The following is a 15902-nucleotide window of genomic DNA, read 5'->3' on the forward strand; positions in this document are numbered from 1 at the left end:
GTACGCGGAGCCTCACCCCCGAAGATCTGGAGGGAGTCATGCAGCGAGGCAGTGACCGGCTGAGCGTCCATCGTGACGACGAGATGAAGCATGAACTGCAGGGTCTGCTGAGGTCGGGGCACCCCACGAGGACCGAGGAGTGGCACGACCCCGAGCCGACTGCCGAGGACGACCCGGAGATCGCGGGCGGGCCGGTGACGCCGGGACCCACCCGGGCCTCCCTGGCCGCGGTCCGGCTGGAGCTGGCCAAATTGCTCGGCCGTGGCGCCTTCCCGGCGGGCCCGCGCGAACTGGCCCGCGAGCTGCGCCGGCGGTACGGGCCGGACACCCTCGCCGAGGCGGTGGAACGGCTACCGCGTTCGGCCCGCTACGCCAACGTCCAGGAACTCGCGGAGGCCCTGACCCGGTCCTGAACGGCAGGAGTACGCATAGCCACCCCGGCCCGGGGTACTGCGGACGGCGCCATACGGCCCGGCCGTGGTGCCGCCGTCGGCCGGGAAACGGAGGAAAGGGCCACAGTGATGGCTGAGTTCGTGAGGGACGTCATGACGCCGGGCGTGGTCGCGGTCCGCCCGGACGCCTCGCTCGTCGAAGCGGCGCAGCTGATGCGCGCGCAGGACATCGGCGATGTGCTGGTGGCCGACGGTTCACGGGTCGTCGGGATGCTCACCGACCGTGACATCGCGGTGCGCGCCGTCGCGGAGGGAGCCGATCCGCTGACGGTGAGCGCCCAGACCGTGTGCACACCCGATCCGGTCATGGTCGCGCCCGACGACCCGGTGTCCGACGCGATCTCCCTGATGCGCGAGCACGCGGTACGCCGGCTGCCGGTCGTGGAGAGCGGCCTGCCGGTCGGCATCGTCAGCCTCGGCGACCTGGCCGAGGCGCAGGACCCCGACTCGGCGCTGGCCGACATCAGCCGGGCCGCTCCGGACAGCGGGGGATACGGGTGAGCCGGGACCAGGCCGCCGAGATCAGCGCCAGCGGCGTCACCGTGGACGTCGGTGACGTCACCACCCGCTATCTGCTGTACGGACTCCTGCCGGGCTGGTTCGTGCCCGGTCTCGCCGACTGGGTGATGCACCGGCGTAGCCGCATCGAGGACACCGCCGGCACCAAGGAGTCACTGATCCACTCCCTGATGATGGCCGAGGTCGGCATCCCCATCGCACTGACCCTGCGCTACGAGGTCAACCCGCTGCTGCTGACCGTGCAGTCCGCCGGAGCCGCGGTGCACGAGGCGACCGCCCTGTGGGACGTACGCACGGCCGTACGCAGCGACCGCGAGGTCAAGCCGCTGGAGCAGCACATCCACAGCTTCCTGGAGTCGCTGCCGTTCGGTGCGCTGGCCTCGCTGATGTGCCTGCACGCCGACCAGGTGAAGGCACTGCTGCGCGGCGGTCGCGGCCGGCCGGACGCGTGGCGTCTGGTGCCGCGCCGGCGGCCGCTGTCCCGCGCCTATCTCGCGGGGATCGCCGCCGCCATCGGCACCTGTGTGGTGCTGCCGTACGCCGAGGAACTGCTGCGCTGCCGACGCCGGCTGGAGCGCTCCGGAGGCGAAGAAGAAAACACAGCCCGAGGGAACACCAAGCGCGCCGGGGGCGACGAGGCCCACTGGCGTGCCGAGAAAGGACGGTGAAGGACGATGCGCATCGCGTTTCTGACGGCGCCCGAGGGCGTGGAGCAGATCGAGCTGGCCGACCCCTGGCGGGCGGCGGTCGAGGCGGGGCACGAACCGGTGCTGGTGTCGACGAAGCCCGGCCGGGTGCAGGCCTTCGACCACCTCGACAAGGCGGACACCTTCGCCGTGGACGAGGTGGTCGGCGAGGTGCCGGCCGAGTCGTTCGGCGGGCTGGTGCTGCCCGGTGGCGTGGCCAACCCGGACTTCCTGCGGATGGACGAGCGCGCGGTCACGTTCGTCCAGGCGTTCTTCGAGCGGGGCAAGCCGGTCGCCGCGATCTGCCACGCCCCGTGGACGCTGGTCGAGGCGGATGTCGTACGGGGCCGCACGCTCACCTCGTGGCCCAGCCTGCGGACCGACATCCGCAACGCGGGCGGCACCTGGGTCGACGAGCAGGTGCACATCGACGACCAGGGCCCCAACCCGCTGATCACCAGCCGCAAGCCGGACGACCTGAAGGCGTTCGACGAGGCCTTCCTCGAGGTGTTCGCCCGGCAGACGGTGTGACCTGGGCCGGGCAGGCGGTCTGGCCTGCCCGGGCCTACGAATCCGCGCAGCCGCGTTCCCGGGCCCCTTCGCGTGTGCGACCCGCGGCCACCGGACGCCGCGGGTTGCGGCGCAGATACTCGCCCTCCAGCTGCGCCATCCGGTCGTTGTGGGCGCGCAGCGCGTCGTTCGAGCCGTGCAGCAGCGTGTCGTGGCGTGTGCGGTGGATGGTCTCCAGCTCTTTCATGAGCTGCTGGTCGTCCAGCCGACCCGGGTCGACTCCGGTCATGGTGGTGCCCCGTTCGTCGTGGTCGTCCATACGGTTCGAGTACCCGCCGGATCTCGCTTTTCAGCATCCACTGTACGAACACTCCACGGGTCAGCGCGCCCGTTCCACCCGCCGTTCGTCCCACACCGGCTCCGCCGTCTCGCGGACCCGGCCGTCGCTGCCGAAGACCAGGTAGCGGTCGAAGGAGCGGGCGAACCAGCGGTCGTGGGTGACCGCGAGGACCGTGCCGTCGAAGGCCTCCAGGCCCTCCTGGAGTGCCTCGGCGGACTCCAGGTCGAGGTTGTCGGTCGGCTCGTCGAGCAGCAGGGCCGTCACACCTTCCAGTTCCAGCAGGAGGATCTGGAAGCGGGCCTGCTGGCCGCCGGAGAGCCGGTCGAAGCTCTGCTCGGCCTGGTTCGTCAGCTCGTAGCGGCGCAGCCGGGACATGGCGGCGCCCCGGTCCTGGGAGTGCTCGGTCCACAGGATGTCGAGCAGCTTGCGCCCGGTCAGTTCGGGGTGCGCGTGCGTCTGGGCGAAGTGGCCCGGGACGACCCTCGCACCCAGCTTCCACTCCCCCGTGTGCGCGACGGTGTCCCCTGCGAGCAGCCGCAGGAAGTGCGACTTCCCGGAGCCGTTGGAGCCGAGGACGGCGACCCGTTCGCCGTAGAAAACCTCCAGGTCGAAGGGTTTCATCAGGCCGGACAGCTCAAGTTGCTTGCAGGTGACGGCCCTTACGCCCGTACGGCCGCCCTTCAGCCGCATCTTGATGTCCTGCTCGCGCGGCGGCTCCGGCGGCGGACCGGCCTCCTCGAACTTGCGCAGCCTGGTCTGGGCGGCCTGGTAGCGGGAGGCCAGCTCATGGCTGATGGAGGCGGCCTGGCGCAGGTTCAGCACCAGCTTCTTCAGCTGGGCGTGCTTCTCGTCCCAGCGCCTGCGCAACTCCTCGAAGCGGGCGAAGCGTTCGCGCCGGGCCTCGTGGTACGTGGCGAATCCGCCGCCGTGCACCCAGGCGTCCGCACCCGTCGGCGAAGGCTCCACCGACACGATCTTCTCGGCGGCGCGGGCGAGGAGTTCCCGGTCGTGGGAGACGAACAGGACGGTCTTGCGGGTCTCCTTCAGCCGCTCCTCCAGCCAGCGCTTGCCGGGCACGTCGAGGTAGTTGTCCGGCTCGTCGAGCAGCAGCACCTCGTCCGTGCCGCGCAGCAGCGCCTCCAGCACCAGCCGCTTCTGCTCGCCGCCGGACAGTGTGCGCACCTCACGGAACTGCGCCTTCTCGTACGGCACACCCAGCGCGGCCATGGTGCACATGTCCCACAGCGTCTCGGCCTCGTACCCGTGGGCCTCGGCCCAGTCGGAGAGGGCCTGCGCGTACTGCATCTGCGCGGCCTCGTCGTCGACGGTCATGATCGCGTGCTCGGCCTTGTCGACGGCCTTCGCCGCCCCCTGGATACGGGGCGGCGCGACCGACACCAGCAGATCCCGTACGGTCGTCTCGTCCCGTACGGAGCCCACGAACTGGCGCATCACGCCGAGGCCGCCGCTCACGGTGACCGTGCCGCCGTGCGGCTTCAGCTCGCCGGAGATCAGCCGCAGCAGGGTCGTCTTGCCCGCGCCGTTCGGGCCGACCAGGGCCACGACGGCGCCTTCCCCGACCCGGAACGACACATCGCCGAGCAGCGCCCTCCCGTCGGGGAGGTAGTACTCGAGATGTGCGGCTTCCAGATGTCCCATGAGGACGCATTCTGCGGGCCATGGAGGAGTCCGGGCAAACGCTTATCGGGCTTTGCCCGGCCGCCTACAGGGGCTGACCGGCCGGGCCGCTCTCCGTGCCGGGTCCGGTGGCCTCCACGACGCTGCCCGCCCACGACAGCGCCTTCCAGCCGTCGGCCGGGGAGCCCTCCAGGACGACCACGCCGGTGTTGTCGAGCGGGTGGGCGGCGGCGAAGGCGATGTCGACGTTGTCCGCGCGGGCCGCGGTCCACATGCGGATCGCCGCGCCGTGGCTGACCATGGCGACGGTGCCGGCCCCGCTGTCCGCGGCCTCGGCGACCACGGCGTCGTACCGCGCCAGCGCCTCGGTGCCGCTCTCGCCGCCCGGCATCCGCAGCTCCACGTCGCCGGCCGCCCAGGCGAACACGGTCTCCATGTAGGTCCGGCCGTGCTCCCCGTCGCCGGGCAACATCTCCAGATCGCCGGCCGTCAGCTCCCGGATGCCGTCGCGGACGATCATGTCGAGGCCGCGGGCGGCGGTGAGCGGGGCGGCGGTGAGCCGGGTGCGGATCAGGGTGGAGATGTACAGGGCCTCGATGTCCTCGTCGGCGAGCGCCTCGGGCAGCAGGGCCGCCTGCCGCTCGCCGAGCGCGGTCAGCCCCGGGCCGGGAACGGCCGTGTCCAGCAGAGTGTCCACGTTCGAGGGGGTCTGGCCGTGGCGTATGAGGAGCAGGCGCATGTACGGGGTCCTCCGGGTGTCGTTCGCGGCCCGCCGCACAAGAAACGGGCACTTCAGGGTACCCGGCACCCTATGAGCCCAGACGTCGATCTCACCGTCCCGAAACCCGGCCACCATGTGCTGCGTGACTGGCTGCTCGCGCTGGACAACCGACTGTTCGAGTTCGCGGCCGAGCGCCACTGGCCCGGCGCCGAGCGCATCCTGCCGAAGCTGAGCCGGAGCGCGAACCACGGTGTGCTGTGGTTCGCCACGGCGGCCGTCATCGCGGCGAGCCGGACACCCCGGGGCCGCCGTGCCGCGGCCCGCGGCGTCGCCTCCCTCAGCCTGGCCTCGGCCACCATCAACACCCTCGGCAAGCGCAGTGTGCGCCGCCCGCGCCCCGTCCTCGACCCGGTGCCGCTGGTCCGGCAGCTGAAGCGGCAGCCGATCACCACGTCGTTCCCGTCCGGTCACTCCGCGTCCGCGGCGGCCTTCGCGACCGGGGTCGCCCTGGAGTCCCCCGCCTGGGGTGCGGCGGTGGCACCGGTCGCGTGGTCGGTCGCCCTGTCCCGCGTCTACACCGGCGTCCACTTCCCGAGTGATGTGCTCGCGGGCGCCGCCCTGGGCGCGGGTGCCGCGTACGCCGTACAGGGCCTGGTACCGACCCGACCCCAGGGCACGCCGGCCCGGCCCCGTGCGGACGTCCCCGCCCTCCCGGACGGCGCGGGCATGGTCGTCGTGGCCAACACGGCCGCGGGCACCGCCGAGCGCGTGTACGCGCTGGCCCAGGCGCTGCCGCAGGCGGAGATCGTGCACTGCGAATCGGCGGACGTCCACGACGAGTTGGTGAAGGCGGCGGCCCGCGCCCAGGTGCTCGGCGTGTGCGGCGGCGACGGCACGGTGAACACCGCCGCCGGGATCGCGATGCGCCACGGCATGCCGCTGGCGGTGCTGCCCGGCGGCACGCTGAACCACTTCGCCCACGACCTGGGTGTGGAGGATATCCGCGATCTGAGCCGCGCCGTCCGCGGCGGCGAGGCCGTGCGGGTGGACGTGGGCCGGTTCATCTGCGGCGAACAGAACGGCATCTTCCTCAACACCTGCAGCCTGGGTGTCTACCCGGAGCTGGTGCGCGAGCGGGACCGCTGGTCGCACCGGATCGGCGGCTGGCCGGCGGGCGTCCTCGCGGCACTGCGCGTGCTGAACGCCGACCGCCATCCACTGCAGGCCGAACTCGGCGGCCGGGCACGCCCGTTGTGGCTGCTGTTCGTCGGGAACGGCACCTACCACCGGATGGGCCTGGTGCCGGGCCGGCGTGCGGATCTGGCGGACGGACGGTTCGACGTACGGGTGGTGCACGGCGGCCGCAAACCGGCGCTGCGGCTGCTCGCGGCGGCCTTCGCGGGCCCGCTCACCCGCTCCCCGGCCCATGCGGCGGTCCAGGTGGGCCGACTGCGGGTGGCGGGTGTCGCGCCGGGGACCCTGCTCGCCCACGACGGCGAAGTCACGGAGGTGGCGGGCGAGGTGACGGTGGAGAAGCTGCCGGAGGCGCTCACGGTGTACCGCCCACTGAACGGGAAGCCCGCGTAGACAGTCCACAACGTCAGTCCACATAGTAAAACGCTGGTCTCAACATTCGGCATGCCGACGTACCGTGTCGGCATGCCGAAACCGCAGGAGAACGTCCGGGAAACCGCCGTCTACACCCACGGCCACCACGAGTCCGTGCTGCGCTCGCACACCTGGCGGACCGCCGCCAACTCCGCCGCCTACCTGCTCGGTTCACTCAAGCCGCAGATGAAGATCCTGGACATCGGCTGCGGACCGGGCACCATCACCGCCGACCTGGCGGCGCTGGTCCCCGAAGGGCATGTCACCGGCGTCGACCGGGCGCCGGAGATCCTGGACCGGGCCCGGGACACCGCCGCCGAGCGGGGCCTGACGAACACCGACTTCGCGGTGGCCGACGTCCACGCGCTGGACTTCCCGGACGACACGTTCTGCGTGGTCCACGCCCACCAGGTGCTCCAGCACGTCGGCGATCCGGTGCGGGCGCTGCGTGAGATGGCCCGGGTGACGAAGCCAGGCGGGTTCATCGCGGTCCGCGACTCGGACTACGCGGCGATGACCTGGTACCCCGCGTCATCGGGCCTGGACGACTGGCTGGACCTGTACCGGCGGGTGGCCCGCGCCAACGGCGGCGAGCCGGACGCGGGACGCCGGCTGAAGTCCTGGGCGCTGGCGGCGGGCCTCACCGACATCACCGCCACCTCCAGCACCTGGACCTTCTCGACTCCGGACGAGCGGGCGTGGTGGAGCGGCCTGTGGGCGGACCGCACCGTGGCGTCGGCGTACGCCGAGCGCGCCACGGCCGGCCATCACGCGACCCCCGAGCGCCTACGGGCCGTGTCGGACGCCTGGCGGGACTGGGGGACGCGGGAGGACGGCTGGTTCAGCGTGCTGCACGGGGAGATCCTCTGCCGGAAGAAGGCCTGAGAAAAAAGCCTGAGAAGAAAACCTCAGAATAGAGCCTGAAAGCCGGATTCCTGGAAACCCGGTCAGCAGGAGGTCGAATTATGGTTCCCATTCTGCTGGTACTACTACTGGCGCTGATTCTTTTCGGTGCCGGATTCGCCGTAAAGCTGCTGTGGTGGATCGCGCTGGCGGTGCTGGTGCTCTGGCTGCTGGGATTCCTCATGCGAGGCACGACGGCAGCCGGAGGCAGGGGCCGCTGGTACAGGTGGTGAATGTGCTCCCCCGGTCAATTCCTGGCCCCTGGTCAGTCCCTGGGGAGTAGTGGTCCGAGCGGCCCGAGGTCCAGATTGAGGTCCTCGGGCCGCAGTCCGTAGCGTTCACGGAGTTCGGTCATCCGGTCGTCGAGCAGCATCAGGGTGAGCCCGATCCGCTCCTCCTGCTCCTCGGTCAGATCGCCCTCGTCGAAGCGGCGCAGCGCCTGTCGCTCCATGAGCTGGCGCAGCAGCTCCACGACGGTCAGGACGAGCTTGACGAGGTCGCGTTCGACGGTGTCGGGCTCCAGGTCGAGCCGGTTGCGCGGGGTCATGTCAGCTCCTGAAAGTCCTGAAACGGCGAGGGAACCTGTGCGTTCACGGAGCTGATCAGCGCGTTCAGGTCGATACGGACGAGGTCGACGTCCGCGATGCGCAGGGTGAGGTCCCCCGTGATGACGACGCCGCCGGCCAGCAGCCGGTCGAGCAGGTCCACGAGGGCGATCTCACGGCGTTCGATGACGGTCACGCGCCCTCCTCCCCGACGAAGGAATAGGCCGCCCAGGGTCCGGTGAGTTCGACGCGAATTCCCGCTTCCTCGTCCTTCGTACGGTCCACGATTTCGACGAATCCCTCCGAATCGGCGCGGGGAACGAGATAGGCGGCATTGAGCACATTCCGTCCGGAGGCACCGGAAAGGGAAGTGCTCTGGGGGGCGTGCAGCCGGGAATCCTCGGCACGGGCGGAAAGCGTCGCATGCAGTCTGCTCGCGAACCTCTCCGCCTGCTGCCACCTGTCCTCGTGCGCACGGACCCGCGAACGCCGCTGCCGCAGATAGTCCCGGCCCGACGCGGCCGTCCCCGTCGTCCCGGCAGGCGGGCCGGCCTCCGCGGGCTCCGCGTCGACGTACACCTTCACGCCCCATTCCACCCGCCCCTCCAGCCGGTCCAGGGTGCGGCGGAACTCCGCCTCGCGTGCCTCCATCATGATCCGTACGCCGCTGTCGTCCCGGAAGACGGTGGCGAGCCGGAGCGGCAGGGGCGTGGTGACCGCGGTGAGCGCGTCGATCACGCTCTGGTGGGCGCGGGCGGTCTCGGTGAGCCAGTCCAGGTCCTCCAGATGGGCGCGGAGCGGTTCCTCGGCGAAGTCGCGCTCCGGCACCGTACTGAGGACGGCGACCAGGCCGTGGTGCGTCAGCTGTTTCGGTGGCTCGCCCGCGACGCCCTTGAGCTGGGCCTGGAGCGCGGACCGGAAGGGACGGCACACGGCGTAGACGTAACGCAGGCCGGTCATGGGATCTCCTCCTGCCCTCGGCCGGGCTCCAGAGCGGCCAGCCGCTCCCGCAGCTCGGCGTTCTCACGGGCGAGCTCGTCGCGCCGGGCACGCGAGGACAGCGACGGGTCGTCCTCCCACCAGTCGATACCCATCTCGCGTGCCTTGTCGACGGAAGCGACGATCAGCCGCAGCTTGACGGTGAGCAGCTCGATGTCGAGCAGGTTGATCCGGATGTCGCCGGCGATGACGACACCCTTGTCGAGCACGCGCTCCAGGATGTCGGCGAGGTTGGCGCTGCCGTTCGAGCCGTAGGGCTCGGGAAGCCGGCTGGGCGTCGTCATCGGCGGCTCCCGCCGTCGGCGTACTCGTACTCGTCGGCTTCTTCCTCGTCGGCCTCTTCGTACTCGTCCTCGTACGCCTCCGCCTCGTCCTCCTCCGCCAGCGCGTCCTGGTGGCTGCGGACGACCTCGCCGTCACGGATCTCGCCGCGCCAGCCCTCCTCCGTCTCTCCCTTGAGGGTGATGTAGCGGACGTAGTTCTTGAGGTCGAGGCGGGCCCGGCGGCCCTGGGCGCGCCAGAGGTTGCCGGTCTTCTCGAACAGGCCCTTGGGGTAGTACTCGATCACCAGCAGGACTCGGGTGAGGGTGTCGGTGAGGGGGTGGAAGGAGACGACGCCCTTCGTCGTGCCCTTGGCGCCCTCCGACGTCCAGGCGATGCGGTCGTCGGGGATCTGCTCGGTCGTGTGGGCCTTCCAACTGCGGTTGGACCAGAAGACCTTGAGCTGCCAGTCGGAGTGGGTGTCGTCGGCGCGGCTCGCGTTCTTCACGCCCTTGGCGAAGGTGCTGAACTCCTGGTAGCGGGTCCACTGGTCGTAGGCGGTGCGCAGCGGTACGCCGACGTCGACGTACTCGATGATGACGGTGGGCCTCTTCCCGGCGCCGCCCTTGCGTTTGCCCCGGCCGGCGCCGAGGTTCCGCAGGGCGCCGATGACGTTGTCCTTGGCGCGGGCGGCGCCGAGTTCCAGGGCGCTGCGCAGTGGCCCCTTGCCCTCGGCGAGCTTGCGGCCGCCGTCCAGGGCGAGCTTGGCGAAGCCGGGGCTCCGGCCCTCGGCGATGTCGTTCAGCTTGAGGGTGGTCTCGCCGAGCCTGCGGCCGACGTCCACCAGCAGGCGCTGGGCCTGGGCGGCGAGGTATTCCCGCAGTTCGGCCCGGAGCCGGTCGGCGGCTTCGCTGTGGGCGAGGTCGCCGAGCGGGCCCGGGGTCGCTCCGCGCGTGGCGGAGCGTGCGGTTCCGAGGGTCTCGGTCATCACTCACCGCCCCCCTTCGGCAGCCGGGACCGGGCACCGCGGGCGGCGCTCCTGGCTCCGGTGGTGCTCTTCCGCGCGGCGCCCGCGGTCTTCTTCGCCGCCGCCTTCTTCGCCGTCGACTTCTTGGCCGGCGCGGTCTTCGTGGTGGCCTTCTTACGGGCCGGGGCCTTCTTGGCCGCAGTCTTCTTCGCGGCGGCCTTCTTCGAGGGCGGCTTCTTGGCCGGCGCCTTCATCGCCGCTTCGCTCCGCCGCGGCTCCGGCTCTTCTTCGTCGTAGTCCTCGGCGCCCTCAGAATCCCCGGTGCCTTCTACGTCCTCTACGCCCTCTGCGTCCTCTACGTCGTCGAACTCCTCGTAGCCCTCCGCCTCTTCAGGTTCTCCGGGCTCCTCGTCCTCCCCATTCCTCTCGAAGCCGAGGTCGGGTGCTTCGGGCGTCACGCCCGCGAGCTGGTCACGGACCTGTTCGGTACGTCCGTGCAGCAGGTCCGCGATGGCGTCGAGCCGTCGCTCGACCATGGCGCCCGATGCCGCCTTGCCGACGCCTCGCAGGTCCTCGCGAAGCTGGTCCCCGATCTCCTTGAACTGCGGGTTGTCCGCCAGTTGCCGGGTCACCAGGTCCGCGAGCGCCCGCGGGCCGAGTTGCATCCGCCTGCCGGCCACCAACGTGCCGACGGCGAACGCCAGTTTCAACTTCTTCGTACGTCCGAGGACGTATCCGGCCCCTATCGCGAGGCCCAGTCCCACTCGGTTCATCGTGCCGTCCCGTTGCCGGTGCCCGCGCTGCCGCGCAGGCCTGTCTCCAGCCGGTCGAGGAGTTCGTCCTCCCGGCGGTCGAACTCCTCCTCGTCGATCTCGCCTGCCTCCAACTGGTCCTCAAGTCGGGCGAGTTCGGACCGGACGGTGGCCGGGTCGTAGTAGATCCGCTCCGCCTCGCTCAGTACCTGTCTCATGACCCACGCGCTGCCGCGCACCGGGGCGAACGGCAGCAGCAGGATCTCTCCGATCAGTCCCACGGCTCACTCCTCGGCGGCGTCGGCGCCGAGGACGCTGCCCGCCGGCTCGGCCGGGCCGGGCTCGACGAAGCTGTACGGCGGCAGCGGGCCGTTGAGACGGAGTTCGAGGTGGGGGAAGGCCTTGCGGGTCTCCTCCACGGTGGTCACAAACGTCTCGGCCGTCTCCCGCTCCACCAGGAACGACAGATTGGCCAGCCAGCCGGTGGACTCGGGGCCCACGCTCACGGCCGCCGCGGCCGGTTCCAGGGCGGCACGCACCTCGGTCGCGTCCTGGGCCTCGCGGGCCTTGACCGCGGCGACCACCGACTCGCCGAGCCGCAGCCGCTGTTCGTAACTGCCGCCGCCAGCCTGCCGGTTGGCCTCGGTCATGGCCCGGATCTCCGGGTTCTCGGAGAGCAGCCGGTGCAGGACGGCCTCCTCGTCGTGCACCGCCTTGACGTTGTACTCGACCTTGCCGTCCAGCGCCCGCAGCCGCTCCTTGTAGTGGTCGGCGCGCTCGGCGAGCACGCCGGTGACGGTGTCGTCGTCGGGGGCGACGCTGCCGAAGCGCATGGGCAGCACACACCCGGCGGCGCCGGCCTCGGCGAGCACGGCCTGATGGGCCAGCAGGTCCCGGCGCTTGGGACGCAGCCCCTCGGGTGCGTCACTGACGAGGGCCGCGAGGTCCGCCGCGGTCAGGACACGGACGGGGCGCGGCGGGTCGCCGACGCCGGACAGCTTCTTGGGCAGGGACGGATGGGAGGCGGCGGCGATGCCGTACACGTACGTGCTCACTCCTGTTCCTCCTTCCGGCGTGCGGCGGTCGACTTGCGGGCGCGCGGCCTGGGCTCGGCCTCCCCTTCCTGGCGTTCCTGGCGTGCCTGCTTGAAGGCGTCGGAGACGGTTTCGGCGGCGCCGGACAGCGCCCCCTTGGACTTGCCGTGCGCGCCGGACTCAGTGATCTGGCCGACGACGTCGGGCAGGCCGGGGCTCTTGCGCGGCCCGGCCTCCAGGTCGAGCCGGTTGCACGCCTCGGCGAAGCGCAGATAGGTGTCGACGCTGGCGACGACCACGCGGACGTCGATCTTCAGGATCTCGATGCCGACGAGGGAGACCCGTACGAACGCGTCAATGACGAGCCCCCTGTCGAGGACCAGTTCCAGGACGTCGTAGAGGCCGCTGGTGCCGCCTCCTCCGCCGGCTTGCTGTGCCGGGACAACGGTCATGCCGACCGTTCCTCCTTGTCTTGGGATGTGGGCGGGCGGCCTAGCGGCCGCCGGGCCTGTGTGCGTCGGACCGCCCGCGTTCATAACGGCGAACGCGCCGGTAGCCGGTGAGCTGTCCATGGGGGTCGAGATCGACCTGGTAGCTCGCGAGCAGGCTCATCGTGTCGGGGACGCGGGCCAGTTCCAGGACCTCGATCTCCAACGTCCAGCCGTCCTCGGTCTGTTCGAAGGACGACACCGTCTCCGCGGTCATGCCGGTGAGTTCGGCGAGCTGGGTGCGTGCTTGGCGCAGCACTTCCATGGGGGTCGGCCGGTCGTCCGCCCCGCCCTGTTGTCTGGATGCTTTGGGTTCGTTCTGTGAATTAGTCATGGGCGCCTCGAACGGCGAGTGGCCCGAGACGCGTTCGCCAAACCACGGCACCGCGTATTTCAGTCCCGCAGTGCGTCGAGCCTGCGCCGGGCCGGTCCCAGGGCGCGGCCGTTCTTCATCGCTCCGCTCCAGGGGTCGGTGCGGGCCTGCTCGACGGCGTCGGCGATGGTCCAGTGGCGGGCGTCGAGGTCCGGGTCGTCCAGCTGGGTCCAGGTGAGGGGCGTGGCGACGGGTGCGCCGGGCTTGGCGCGGACCGTGTAGGGCGCGGCGGCGGTCTGGGCGTAGGCGTTGCGCTGGACGTCCAGGTACAGCCGGTCGCCGCGGTCCTTCTTGCGGGCGGCGGTGGTGAGCCGGTCGGGGTGGGCGTCCGCGAGGGTGTCGGCGAGGTCGCGGGCGAACTCCCGTACCTCGTCGAAGTCGTGATGTCCGTTCAGCGGCACGATCACATGGAGTCCGCGGGAGCCGGTGGTCATCAGGGCCGAGGGCAGCTTCAGTTCGTCGAGCAGGCCGCCCAGCAGCCGGGCGGCCTCCCGCACCGTCTCGAAGTCGTCCTCGGCCGGGTCGAGGTCGAAGACCATCCGGTCGGGCCGGTCGAGGCTGTCGGTGCGCGCGAGCCAGCGGTGCAGGGTGAGGCAGGCCTGGTCGGCGAGGTACACCAGGGTCGCGGTGTCGTCGCAGACGGTGTGGCAGACGGTGCCGCCTTCCTTGGGCACCTCGACCCGGGTGATCCACTCCGGGTAGTGGTCCGGGGTGTTCTTCTGCATGAACCGGGGACCGTCGAGCCCGTCGGGCTGCCGCTGGAGCATCAGCGGGCGCCCGCGCAGATGGGGCAGCATGAAGGGGGCGACAGCCTGGTAGTAGTCGACGAGGTCGCCCTTGGTGTACTCCTTCGCGTTCCCGTCGCCGGGGAAGAGCACCTTGCCGGGGCGGTGCACCTCGACCGTACGGCGGCCCGCGCGCACCGTCCGTACGTCGTCGCCGCTCATCGCACGACCGCCTCCTCCACCAGCAGCCGCCCGGCCGCCGCGATCGACTCGGCGTCGATGCCCGCGGCGTGCAGCTGCTCCTCCGGCGACGCGGAGCCCGGCATCGACCGTACGGCGAGCCGCACCAGCCGCGGCACGGGCCGGCCGTCGAGGAACGCGGCGAGGACGGCGTCGCCGATGCCGCCCTCCTCGTGGTGGTCCTCCACGGTGAGCAGACAGCCGGTGTCCTCGGCCGCCTTGCGCAGGGTGGGCAGGTCGGCGGGCTTGACCGAGTAGAGGTCGATCACCCGGACGGCGATGCCCTCCCCCTTCAGCGCATCAGCGGCGGCCAGCGCCTCGTGCACGGTGACGCCCGCCGCGACGAGCGTCATCCGGTCCTGATCCGAGGAGCGCAGCACCTTGCTGCCGCCGACGGGGAACTCCTCGTCGGAGCCGTAGATCACCGGGCTCTTGCCGCGGGAGGTACGCAGATAGCGGATGCCGTCGCAGCCCGCCATGGCGGCGACGAGGTGGGCGGCCTGGTTGGCGTCGCACGGGTACAGCACCGTCGAGTCGTGCACCGCCCGCATCATCGCCAGGTCCTCCAGGCCCATCTGCGAGGGCCCGTCCTGTCCGATCGCGACACCGGCGTGCGAGCCGACGAGGTTGATGCCGGCACCACTGACGGAGGCCATACGGACGAAGTCGTAGGCGCGGGTGAGGAACGCGGCGAACGTGGACGCGTACGGCACCCAGCCGCGCGCCGCGAAACCGACCGCGTTGGCGACCATCTGCTGCTCGGCGATGTAGCACTCGAAGAACCGGTCGGGGTGTTCCTTGGCGAAGAACTCGGCCCGCGTGGAGTCGCTGACCTCGCCGTCGAGGGCGACGACGTCCTCGCGCGCGGTGCCGAGCGCGGTGAGCGCCTGACCGTAGGCGTCCCGCGTCGCGACCTCATCACCCTTGTCCCACCGCGGCAGTTCGAGCTGCCCGGTGCCCACGGAGTGCAGCATCCGGGCGGCGGGCGGCTCCTGGACGTGGACGCGCAGGTCGCGTCGTCCGCCGAGTTCGGCGATGGCCTCGTCGGCCTCCGGCAGCGGCTTGCCGTGCAGTCCCTCGCGGTCCTGGACGGCCTCGACGCCCTTGCCCTTGAGGGTGCGGGCGAGGATCACGGTCGGCTGGCCGTTGGTCGACAGTGCCTCGCCGTAGGCGCGGTCGATCGCGTCGACGTCGTGTCCGTCGACCTCGACGGTGTGCCAGCCGAACGCCTGGAAGCGGCGTGCGTAGGCGTCGAGGTCGTGGCCGTGCCGGGTGGGGCCGCGCTGGCCCAGTCGGTTGACGTCGACGATCGCGGTGAGGTTGTCCAGATGCTCGTACGCCGCCTGCTCGGCGGACTCCCACACGGACCCCTCGGCCAGCTCGCTGTCGCCGCACAGCACCCACACCCGGTATCCGGTGCGGTCCAGCCGCTTGCCGGCCAGCGCGATACCGGCGCCGACGGGCAGTCCCTGACCGAGCGAGCCGGTGGCCGTCTCCACCCAGGGCAGCCGCCGGGGCGTCGGGTGTCCTTCGAGCCTGCTGCCCAGCTTGCGGAAGGTGAGCAGCGCGTCGTCGTCGAGGGCGCCTGCCGCCTTGTACATGGCGTACAGCAGGGGCGAGGCGTGTCCCTTGGAGAGCACGAAGCGGTCGGCGGCCGGGTGGGCGGGGCGGTCGAAGTCGTAGCGGAAGTGGTGGGCGAGCAGGACCGCCATAAGGTCCGCGGCGGACATCGAGGACGTGGGGTGCCCGGAGCCCGCGGCGGCAGCGGCACGGACGCTGTCCACGCGCAGCTGCTGGGCGAGTTCCTGGAGTTCACCGGTGTTCATGAGGCTCCTTCCGCGGGGTCGTCGGAACGCTTGACGGGGCCGGGTGGTTCGGGATGCTCGGAGCTGTGCGGTGCCTCGATGGACTCCGTCGCCGTCCCGGGCTTCTCCGGCGTCTCGGGCGTCTCCGGCTTCTCCCGCCGTTCCGCCCCGCCCGGCACCCGCGCCAGTTCCGGTGAGGCCGTGTCCAGGGGCACCGACCAGGACCGTACGAGCCCCAACTGGACGGCCTGGCGCGGCAGTACGGCGTCGAGCAGCCAGTCGGCGGCGACCCGGACGCGGTTGCCGGGCATCGCCGCGAGGTGGTAGCCGCGGGTG

At 71.2% G+C, this 15902-nt stretch carries 22 protein-coding genes and 1 pseudogene; 7 read left to right on the forward strand and 16 right to left on the reverse strand.

Features of this window, described 5'->3' with window-relative positions; translation table 11 throughout:
* Positions 1–38: 38 nt before the first annotated feature.
* The 4 genes from ACTWQO_RS32870 to ACTWQO_RS32885 all read left to right on the forward strand — a co-directional run bounded on the left by ACTWQO_RS32870 (position 39) and on the right by ACTWQO_RS32885 (position 2188).
* A complete protein-coding gene (locus ACTWQO_RS32870; protein ID WP_443241018.1) occupies positions 39–413 on the forward strand; it encodes a DUF2795 domain-containing protein in 375 nt (124 codons plus the stop codon).
* 108 nt (positions 414–521) lie between these two features.
* A complete protein-coding gene (locus tag ACTWQO_RS32875; protein ID WP_443241019.1) occupies positions 522–953 on the forward strand; it encodes a CBS domain-containing protein in 432 nt (143 codons plus the stop codon).
* Entirely contained in the window at positions 950–1639 is a 690-nt protein-coding gene (locus ACTWQO_RS32880) for a diguanylate cyclase (protein WP_443241020.1), read from the forward strand. Before ACTWQO_RS32875 ends, ACTWQO_RS32880 begins: the two co-directional genes overlap by 4 nt.
* A 6-nt stretch (positions 1640–1645) precedes the next feature.
* Positions 1646–2188 (forward strand): type 1 glutamine amidotransferase domain-containing protein, encoded by a 543-nt coding sequence (locus ACTWQO_RS32885; protein ID WP_443241021.1) that lies wholly within the window; start codon positions 1646–1648, stop codon positions 2186–2188.
* Positions 2189–2222: 34 nt separating this feature from the next.
* On the opposite strand, the gene ACTWQO_RS32890 is transcribed toward ACTWQO_RS32885, so the two are convergent.
* From ACTWQO_RS32890 to ACTWQO_RS32900, 3 genes are all read right to left on the reverse strand, one after another.
* Positions 2223–2486, reverse strand: coding sequence for a DUF6158 family protein (locus tag ACTWQO_RS32890; protein ID WP_443241022.1), 264 nt, complete (start codon positions 2484–2486; stop codon positions 2223–2225).
* 60 nt (positions 2487–2546) lie between these two features.
* The gene (locus ACTWQO_RS32895) at positions 2547–4166 is read right to left on the reverse strand and encodes an ABC-F family ATP-binding cassette domain-containing protein (protein WP_443241023.1); all 1620 of its coding nucleotides are present in this window, start codon (positions 4164–4166) and stop codon (positions 2547–2549) included.
* A gap of 64 nt (positions 4167–4230) precedes the next feature.
* Positions 4231–4884: a histidine phosphatase family protein gene (locus tag ACTWQO_RS32900; protein WP_443241024.1), complete on the reverse strand. Its 654-nt coding sequence runs from the start codon at positions 4882–4884 to the stop codon at positions 4231–4233.
* Between the two features lie 72 nt (positions 4885–4956).
* Here ACTWQO_RS32900 and ACTWQO_RS32905 point away from each other — a divergent pair, with 72 nt between their 5' ends.
* The 3 genes from ACTWQO_RS32905 to ACTWQO_RS32915 all read left to right on the forward strand — a co-directional run bounded on the left by ACTWQO_RS32905 (position 4957) and on the right by ACTWQO_RS32915 (position 7610).
* Complete coding sequence (locus tag ACTWQO_RS32905) at positions 4957–6453, forward strand: bifunctional phosphatase PAP2/diacylglycerol kinase family protein (RefSeq protein ID WP_443241025.1); 1497 nt, start codon at positions 4957–4959, stop codon at positions 6451–6453.
* Positions 6454–6525: 72 nt separating this feature from the next.
* Entirely contained in the window at positions 6526–7359 is an 834-nt protein-coding gene (locus ACTWQO_RS32910; RefSeq protein WP_443241026.1) for a class I SAM-dependent methyltransferase, read from the forward strand.
* A gap of 80 nt (positions 7360–7439) precedes the next feature.
* Entirely contained in the window at positions 7440–7610 is a 171-nt protein-coding gene (locus ACTWQO_RS32915) for a hydrophobic protein (RefSeq protein ID WP_443241027.1), read from the forward strand.
* A gap of 32 nt (positions 7611–7642) precedes the next feature.
* Here ACTWQO_RS32915 and ACTWQO_RS32920 read toward each other — a convergent pair whose 3' ends face one another.
* From ACTWQO_RS32920 to ACTWQO_RS32980, 13 genes and pseudogenes are all read right to left on the reverse strand, one after another.
* Positions 7643–7924: a gas vesicle protein K gene (locus tag ACTWQO_RS32920; protein ID WP_443241028.1), complete on the reverse strand. Its 282-nt coding sequence runs from the start codon at positions 7922–7924 to the stop codon at positions 7643–7645.
* Entirely contained in the window at positions 7921–8118 is a 198-nt protein-coding gene (locus ACTWQO_RS32925) for a gas vesicle protein (RefSeq protein WP_443241029.1), read from the reverse strand. Before ACTWQO_RS32925 ends, ACTWQO_RS32920 begins: the two co-directional genes overlap by 4 nt.
* Entirely contained in the window at positions 8115–8882 is a 768-nt protein-coding gene (locus ACTWQO_RS32930) for a GvpL/GvpF family gas vesicle protein (RefSeq protein ID WP_443241030.1), read from the reverse strand. The genes ACTWQO_RS32925 and ACTWQO_RS32930 overlap by 4 nt, the downstream gene beginning before the upstream one ends.
* On the reverse strand, positions 8879–9205 hold the full coding sequence (locus ACTWQO_RS32935; protein WP_443241031.1) for a gas vesicle protein: 327 nt from the start codon (positions 9203–9205) through the stop codon (positions 8879–8881). The genes ACTWQO_RS32930 and ACTWQO_RS32935 overlap by 4 nt, the downstream gene beginning before the upstream one ends.
* Positions 9202–10170 (reverse strand): SRPBCC family protein, encoded by a 969-nt coding sequence (locus tag ACTWQO_RS32940; protein WP_443241032.1) that lies wholly within the window; start codon positions 10168–10170, stop codon positions 9202–9204. Before ACTWQO_RS32940 ends, ACTWQO_RS32935 begins: the two co-directional genes overlap by 4 nt.
* Positions 10170–10922 (reverse strand): DNA primase, encoded by a 753-nt coding sequence (locus ACTWQO_RS32945; RefSeq protein WP_443241033.1) that lies wholly within the window; start codon positions 10920–10922, stop codon positions 10170–10172. The genes ACTWQO_RS32940 and ACTWQO_RS32945 overlap by 1 nt, the downstream gene beginning before the upstream one ends.
* The gene (locus ACTWQO_RS32950) at positions 10919–11182 is read right to left on the reverse strand and encodes a gas vesicle protein GvpG (protein ID WP_443241034.1); all 264 of its coding nucleotides are present in this window, start codon (positions 11180–11182) and stop codon (positions 10919–10921) included. The genes ACTWQO_RS32945 and ACTWQO_RS32950 overlap by 4 nt, the downstream gene beginning before the upstream one ends.
* Before the next feature lie 3 nt (positions 11183–11185).
* On the reverse strand, positions 11186–11956 hold the full coding sequence (locus ACTWQO_RS32955; protein WP_443241035.1) for a GvpL/GvpF family gas vesicle protein: 771 nt from the start codon (positions 11954–11956) through the stop codon (positions 11186–11188).
* Positions 11953–12387 carry a gas vesicle structural protein GvpA gene (locus ACTWQO_RS32960; RefSeq protein ID WP_443241036.1) on the reverse strand — a complete coding sequence of 145 codons (435 nt, stop codon included), beginning with the start codon at positions 12385–12387 and terminating at the stop codon, positions 11953–11955. Before ACTWQO_RS32960 ends, ACTWQO_RS32955 begins: the two co-directional genes overlap by 4 nt.
* Before the next feature lie 40 nt (positions 12388–12427).
* Positions 12428–12757: a gas vesicle protein GvpO gene (locus ACTWQO_RS32965; RefSeq protein ID WP_443241037.1), complete on the reverse strand. Its 330-nt coding sequence runs from the start codon at positions 12755–12757 to the stop codon at positions 12428–12430.
* Positions 12758–12816: 59 nt separating this feature from the next.
* On the reverse strand, positions 12817–13743 hold the full coding sequence (gene ligD / locus ACTWQO_RS32970; RefSeq protein WP_443241038.1) for a non-homologous end-joining DNA ligase: 927 nt from the start codon (positions 13741–13743) through the stop codon (positions 12817–12819).
* Positions 13740–15587 carry a transketolase gene (locus ACTWQO_RS32975; protein ID WP_443241039.1) on the reverse strand — a complete coding sequence of 616 codons (1848 nt, stop codon included), beginning with the start codon at positions 15585–15587 and terminating at the stop codon, positions 13740–13742. Before ACTWQO_RS32975 ends, ligD begins: the two co-directional genes overlap by 4 nt.
* Positions 15584–15902: pseudogene (locus tag ACTWQO_RS32980) on the reverse strand (NAD(P)/FAD-dependent oxidoreductase); the annotation flags it as partial. The gene ACTWQO_RS32975 and the pseudogene ACTWQO_RS32980, both read right to left, overlap by 4 nt.

Origin of the sequence: Streptomyces sp. 4N124, assembly GCF_052245395.1 — a bacterium.
GTDB lineage: Bacteria > Actinomycetota > Actinomycetes > Streptomycetales > Streptomycetaceae > Streptomyces.

Excerpts from the sequence above, each read along its gene's own strand:
- ACTWQO_RS32890 (WP_443241022.1), bottom strand. The coding sequence starts at position 2,486 with ATGGACGACCACGACGAACGGGGCACCACCATGACCGGAGTCGACCCG.
- ACTWQO_RS32895 (WP_443241023.1), bottom strand. The coding sequence starts at position 4,166 with ATGGGACATCTGGAAGCCGCACATCTCGAGTACTACCTCCCCGACGGG.
- ACTWQO_RS32930 (WP_443241030.1), bottom strand. The coding sequence starts at position 8,882 with ATGACCGGCCTGCGTTACGTCTACGCCGTGTGCCGTCCCTTCCGGTCC.
- ACTWQO_RS32900 (WP_443241024.1), bottom strand. The coding sequence starts at position 4,884 with ATGCGCCTGCTCCTCATACGCCACGGCCAGACCCCCTCGAACGTGGAC.
- ACTWQO_RS32870 (WP_443241018.1), top strand. The coding sequence starts at position 39 with ATGCAGCGAGGCAGTGACCGGCTGAGCGTCCATCGTGACGACGAGATG.
- ACTWQO_RS32915 (WP_443241027.1), top strand. The coding sequence starts at position 7,440 with ATGGTTCCCATTCTGCTGGTACTACTACTGGCGCTGATTCTTTTCGGT.
- ACTWQO_RS32975 (WP_443241039.1), bottom strand. The coding sequence starts at position 15,587 with ATGAACACCGGTGAACTCCAGGAACTCGCCCAGCAGCTGCGCGTGGAC.
- ACTWQO_RS32875 (WP_443241019.1), top strand. The coding sequence starts at position 522 with ATGGCTGAGTTCGTGAGGGACGTCATGACGCCGGGCGTGGTCGCGGTC.
- ACTWQO_RS32885 (WP_443241021.1), top strand. The coding sequence starts at position 1,646 with ATGCGCATCGCGTTTCTGACGGCGCCCGAGGGCGTGGAGCAGATCGAG.
- ACTWQO_RS32965 (WP_443241037.1), bottom strand. The coding sequence starts at position 12,757 with ATGACTAATTCACAGAACGAACCCAAAGCATCCAGACAACAGGGCGGG.
- ACTWQO_RS32945 (WP_443241033.1), bottom strand. The coding sequence starts at position 10,922 with ATGAACCGAGTGGGACTGGGCCTCGCGATAGGGGCCGGATACGTCCTC.
- ACTWQO_RS32940 (WP_443241032.1), bottom strand. The coding sequence starts at position 10,170 with ATGACCGAGACCCTCGGAACCGCACGCTCCGCCACGCGCGGAGCGACC.
- ACTWQO_RS32920 (WP_443241028.1), bottom strand. The coding sequence starts at position 7,924 with ATGACCCCGCGCAACCGGCTCGACCTGGAGCCCGACACCGTCGAACGC.
- ligD (WP_443241038.1), bottom strand. The coding sequence starts at position 13,743 with ATGAGCGGCGACGACGTACGGACGGTGCGCGCGGGCCGCCGTACGGTC.
- ACTWQO_RS32905 (WP_443241025.1), top strand. The coding sequence starts at position 4,957 with ATGAGCCCAGACGTCGATCTCACCGTCCCGAAACCCGGCCACCATGTG.
- ACTWQO_RS32960 (WP_443241036.1), bottom strand. The coding sequence starts at position 12,387 with ATGACCGTTGTCCCGGCACAGCAAGCCGGCGGAGGAGGCGGCACCAGC.
- ACTWQO_RS32935 (WP_443241031.1), bottom strand. The coding sequence starts at position 9,205 with ATGACGACGCCCAGCCGGCTTCCCGAGCCCTACGGCTCGAACGGCAGC.
- ACTWQO_RS32910 (WP_443241026.1), top strand. The coding sequence starts at position 6,526 with ATGCCGAAACCGCAGGAGAACGTCCGGGAAACCGCCGTCTACACCCAC.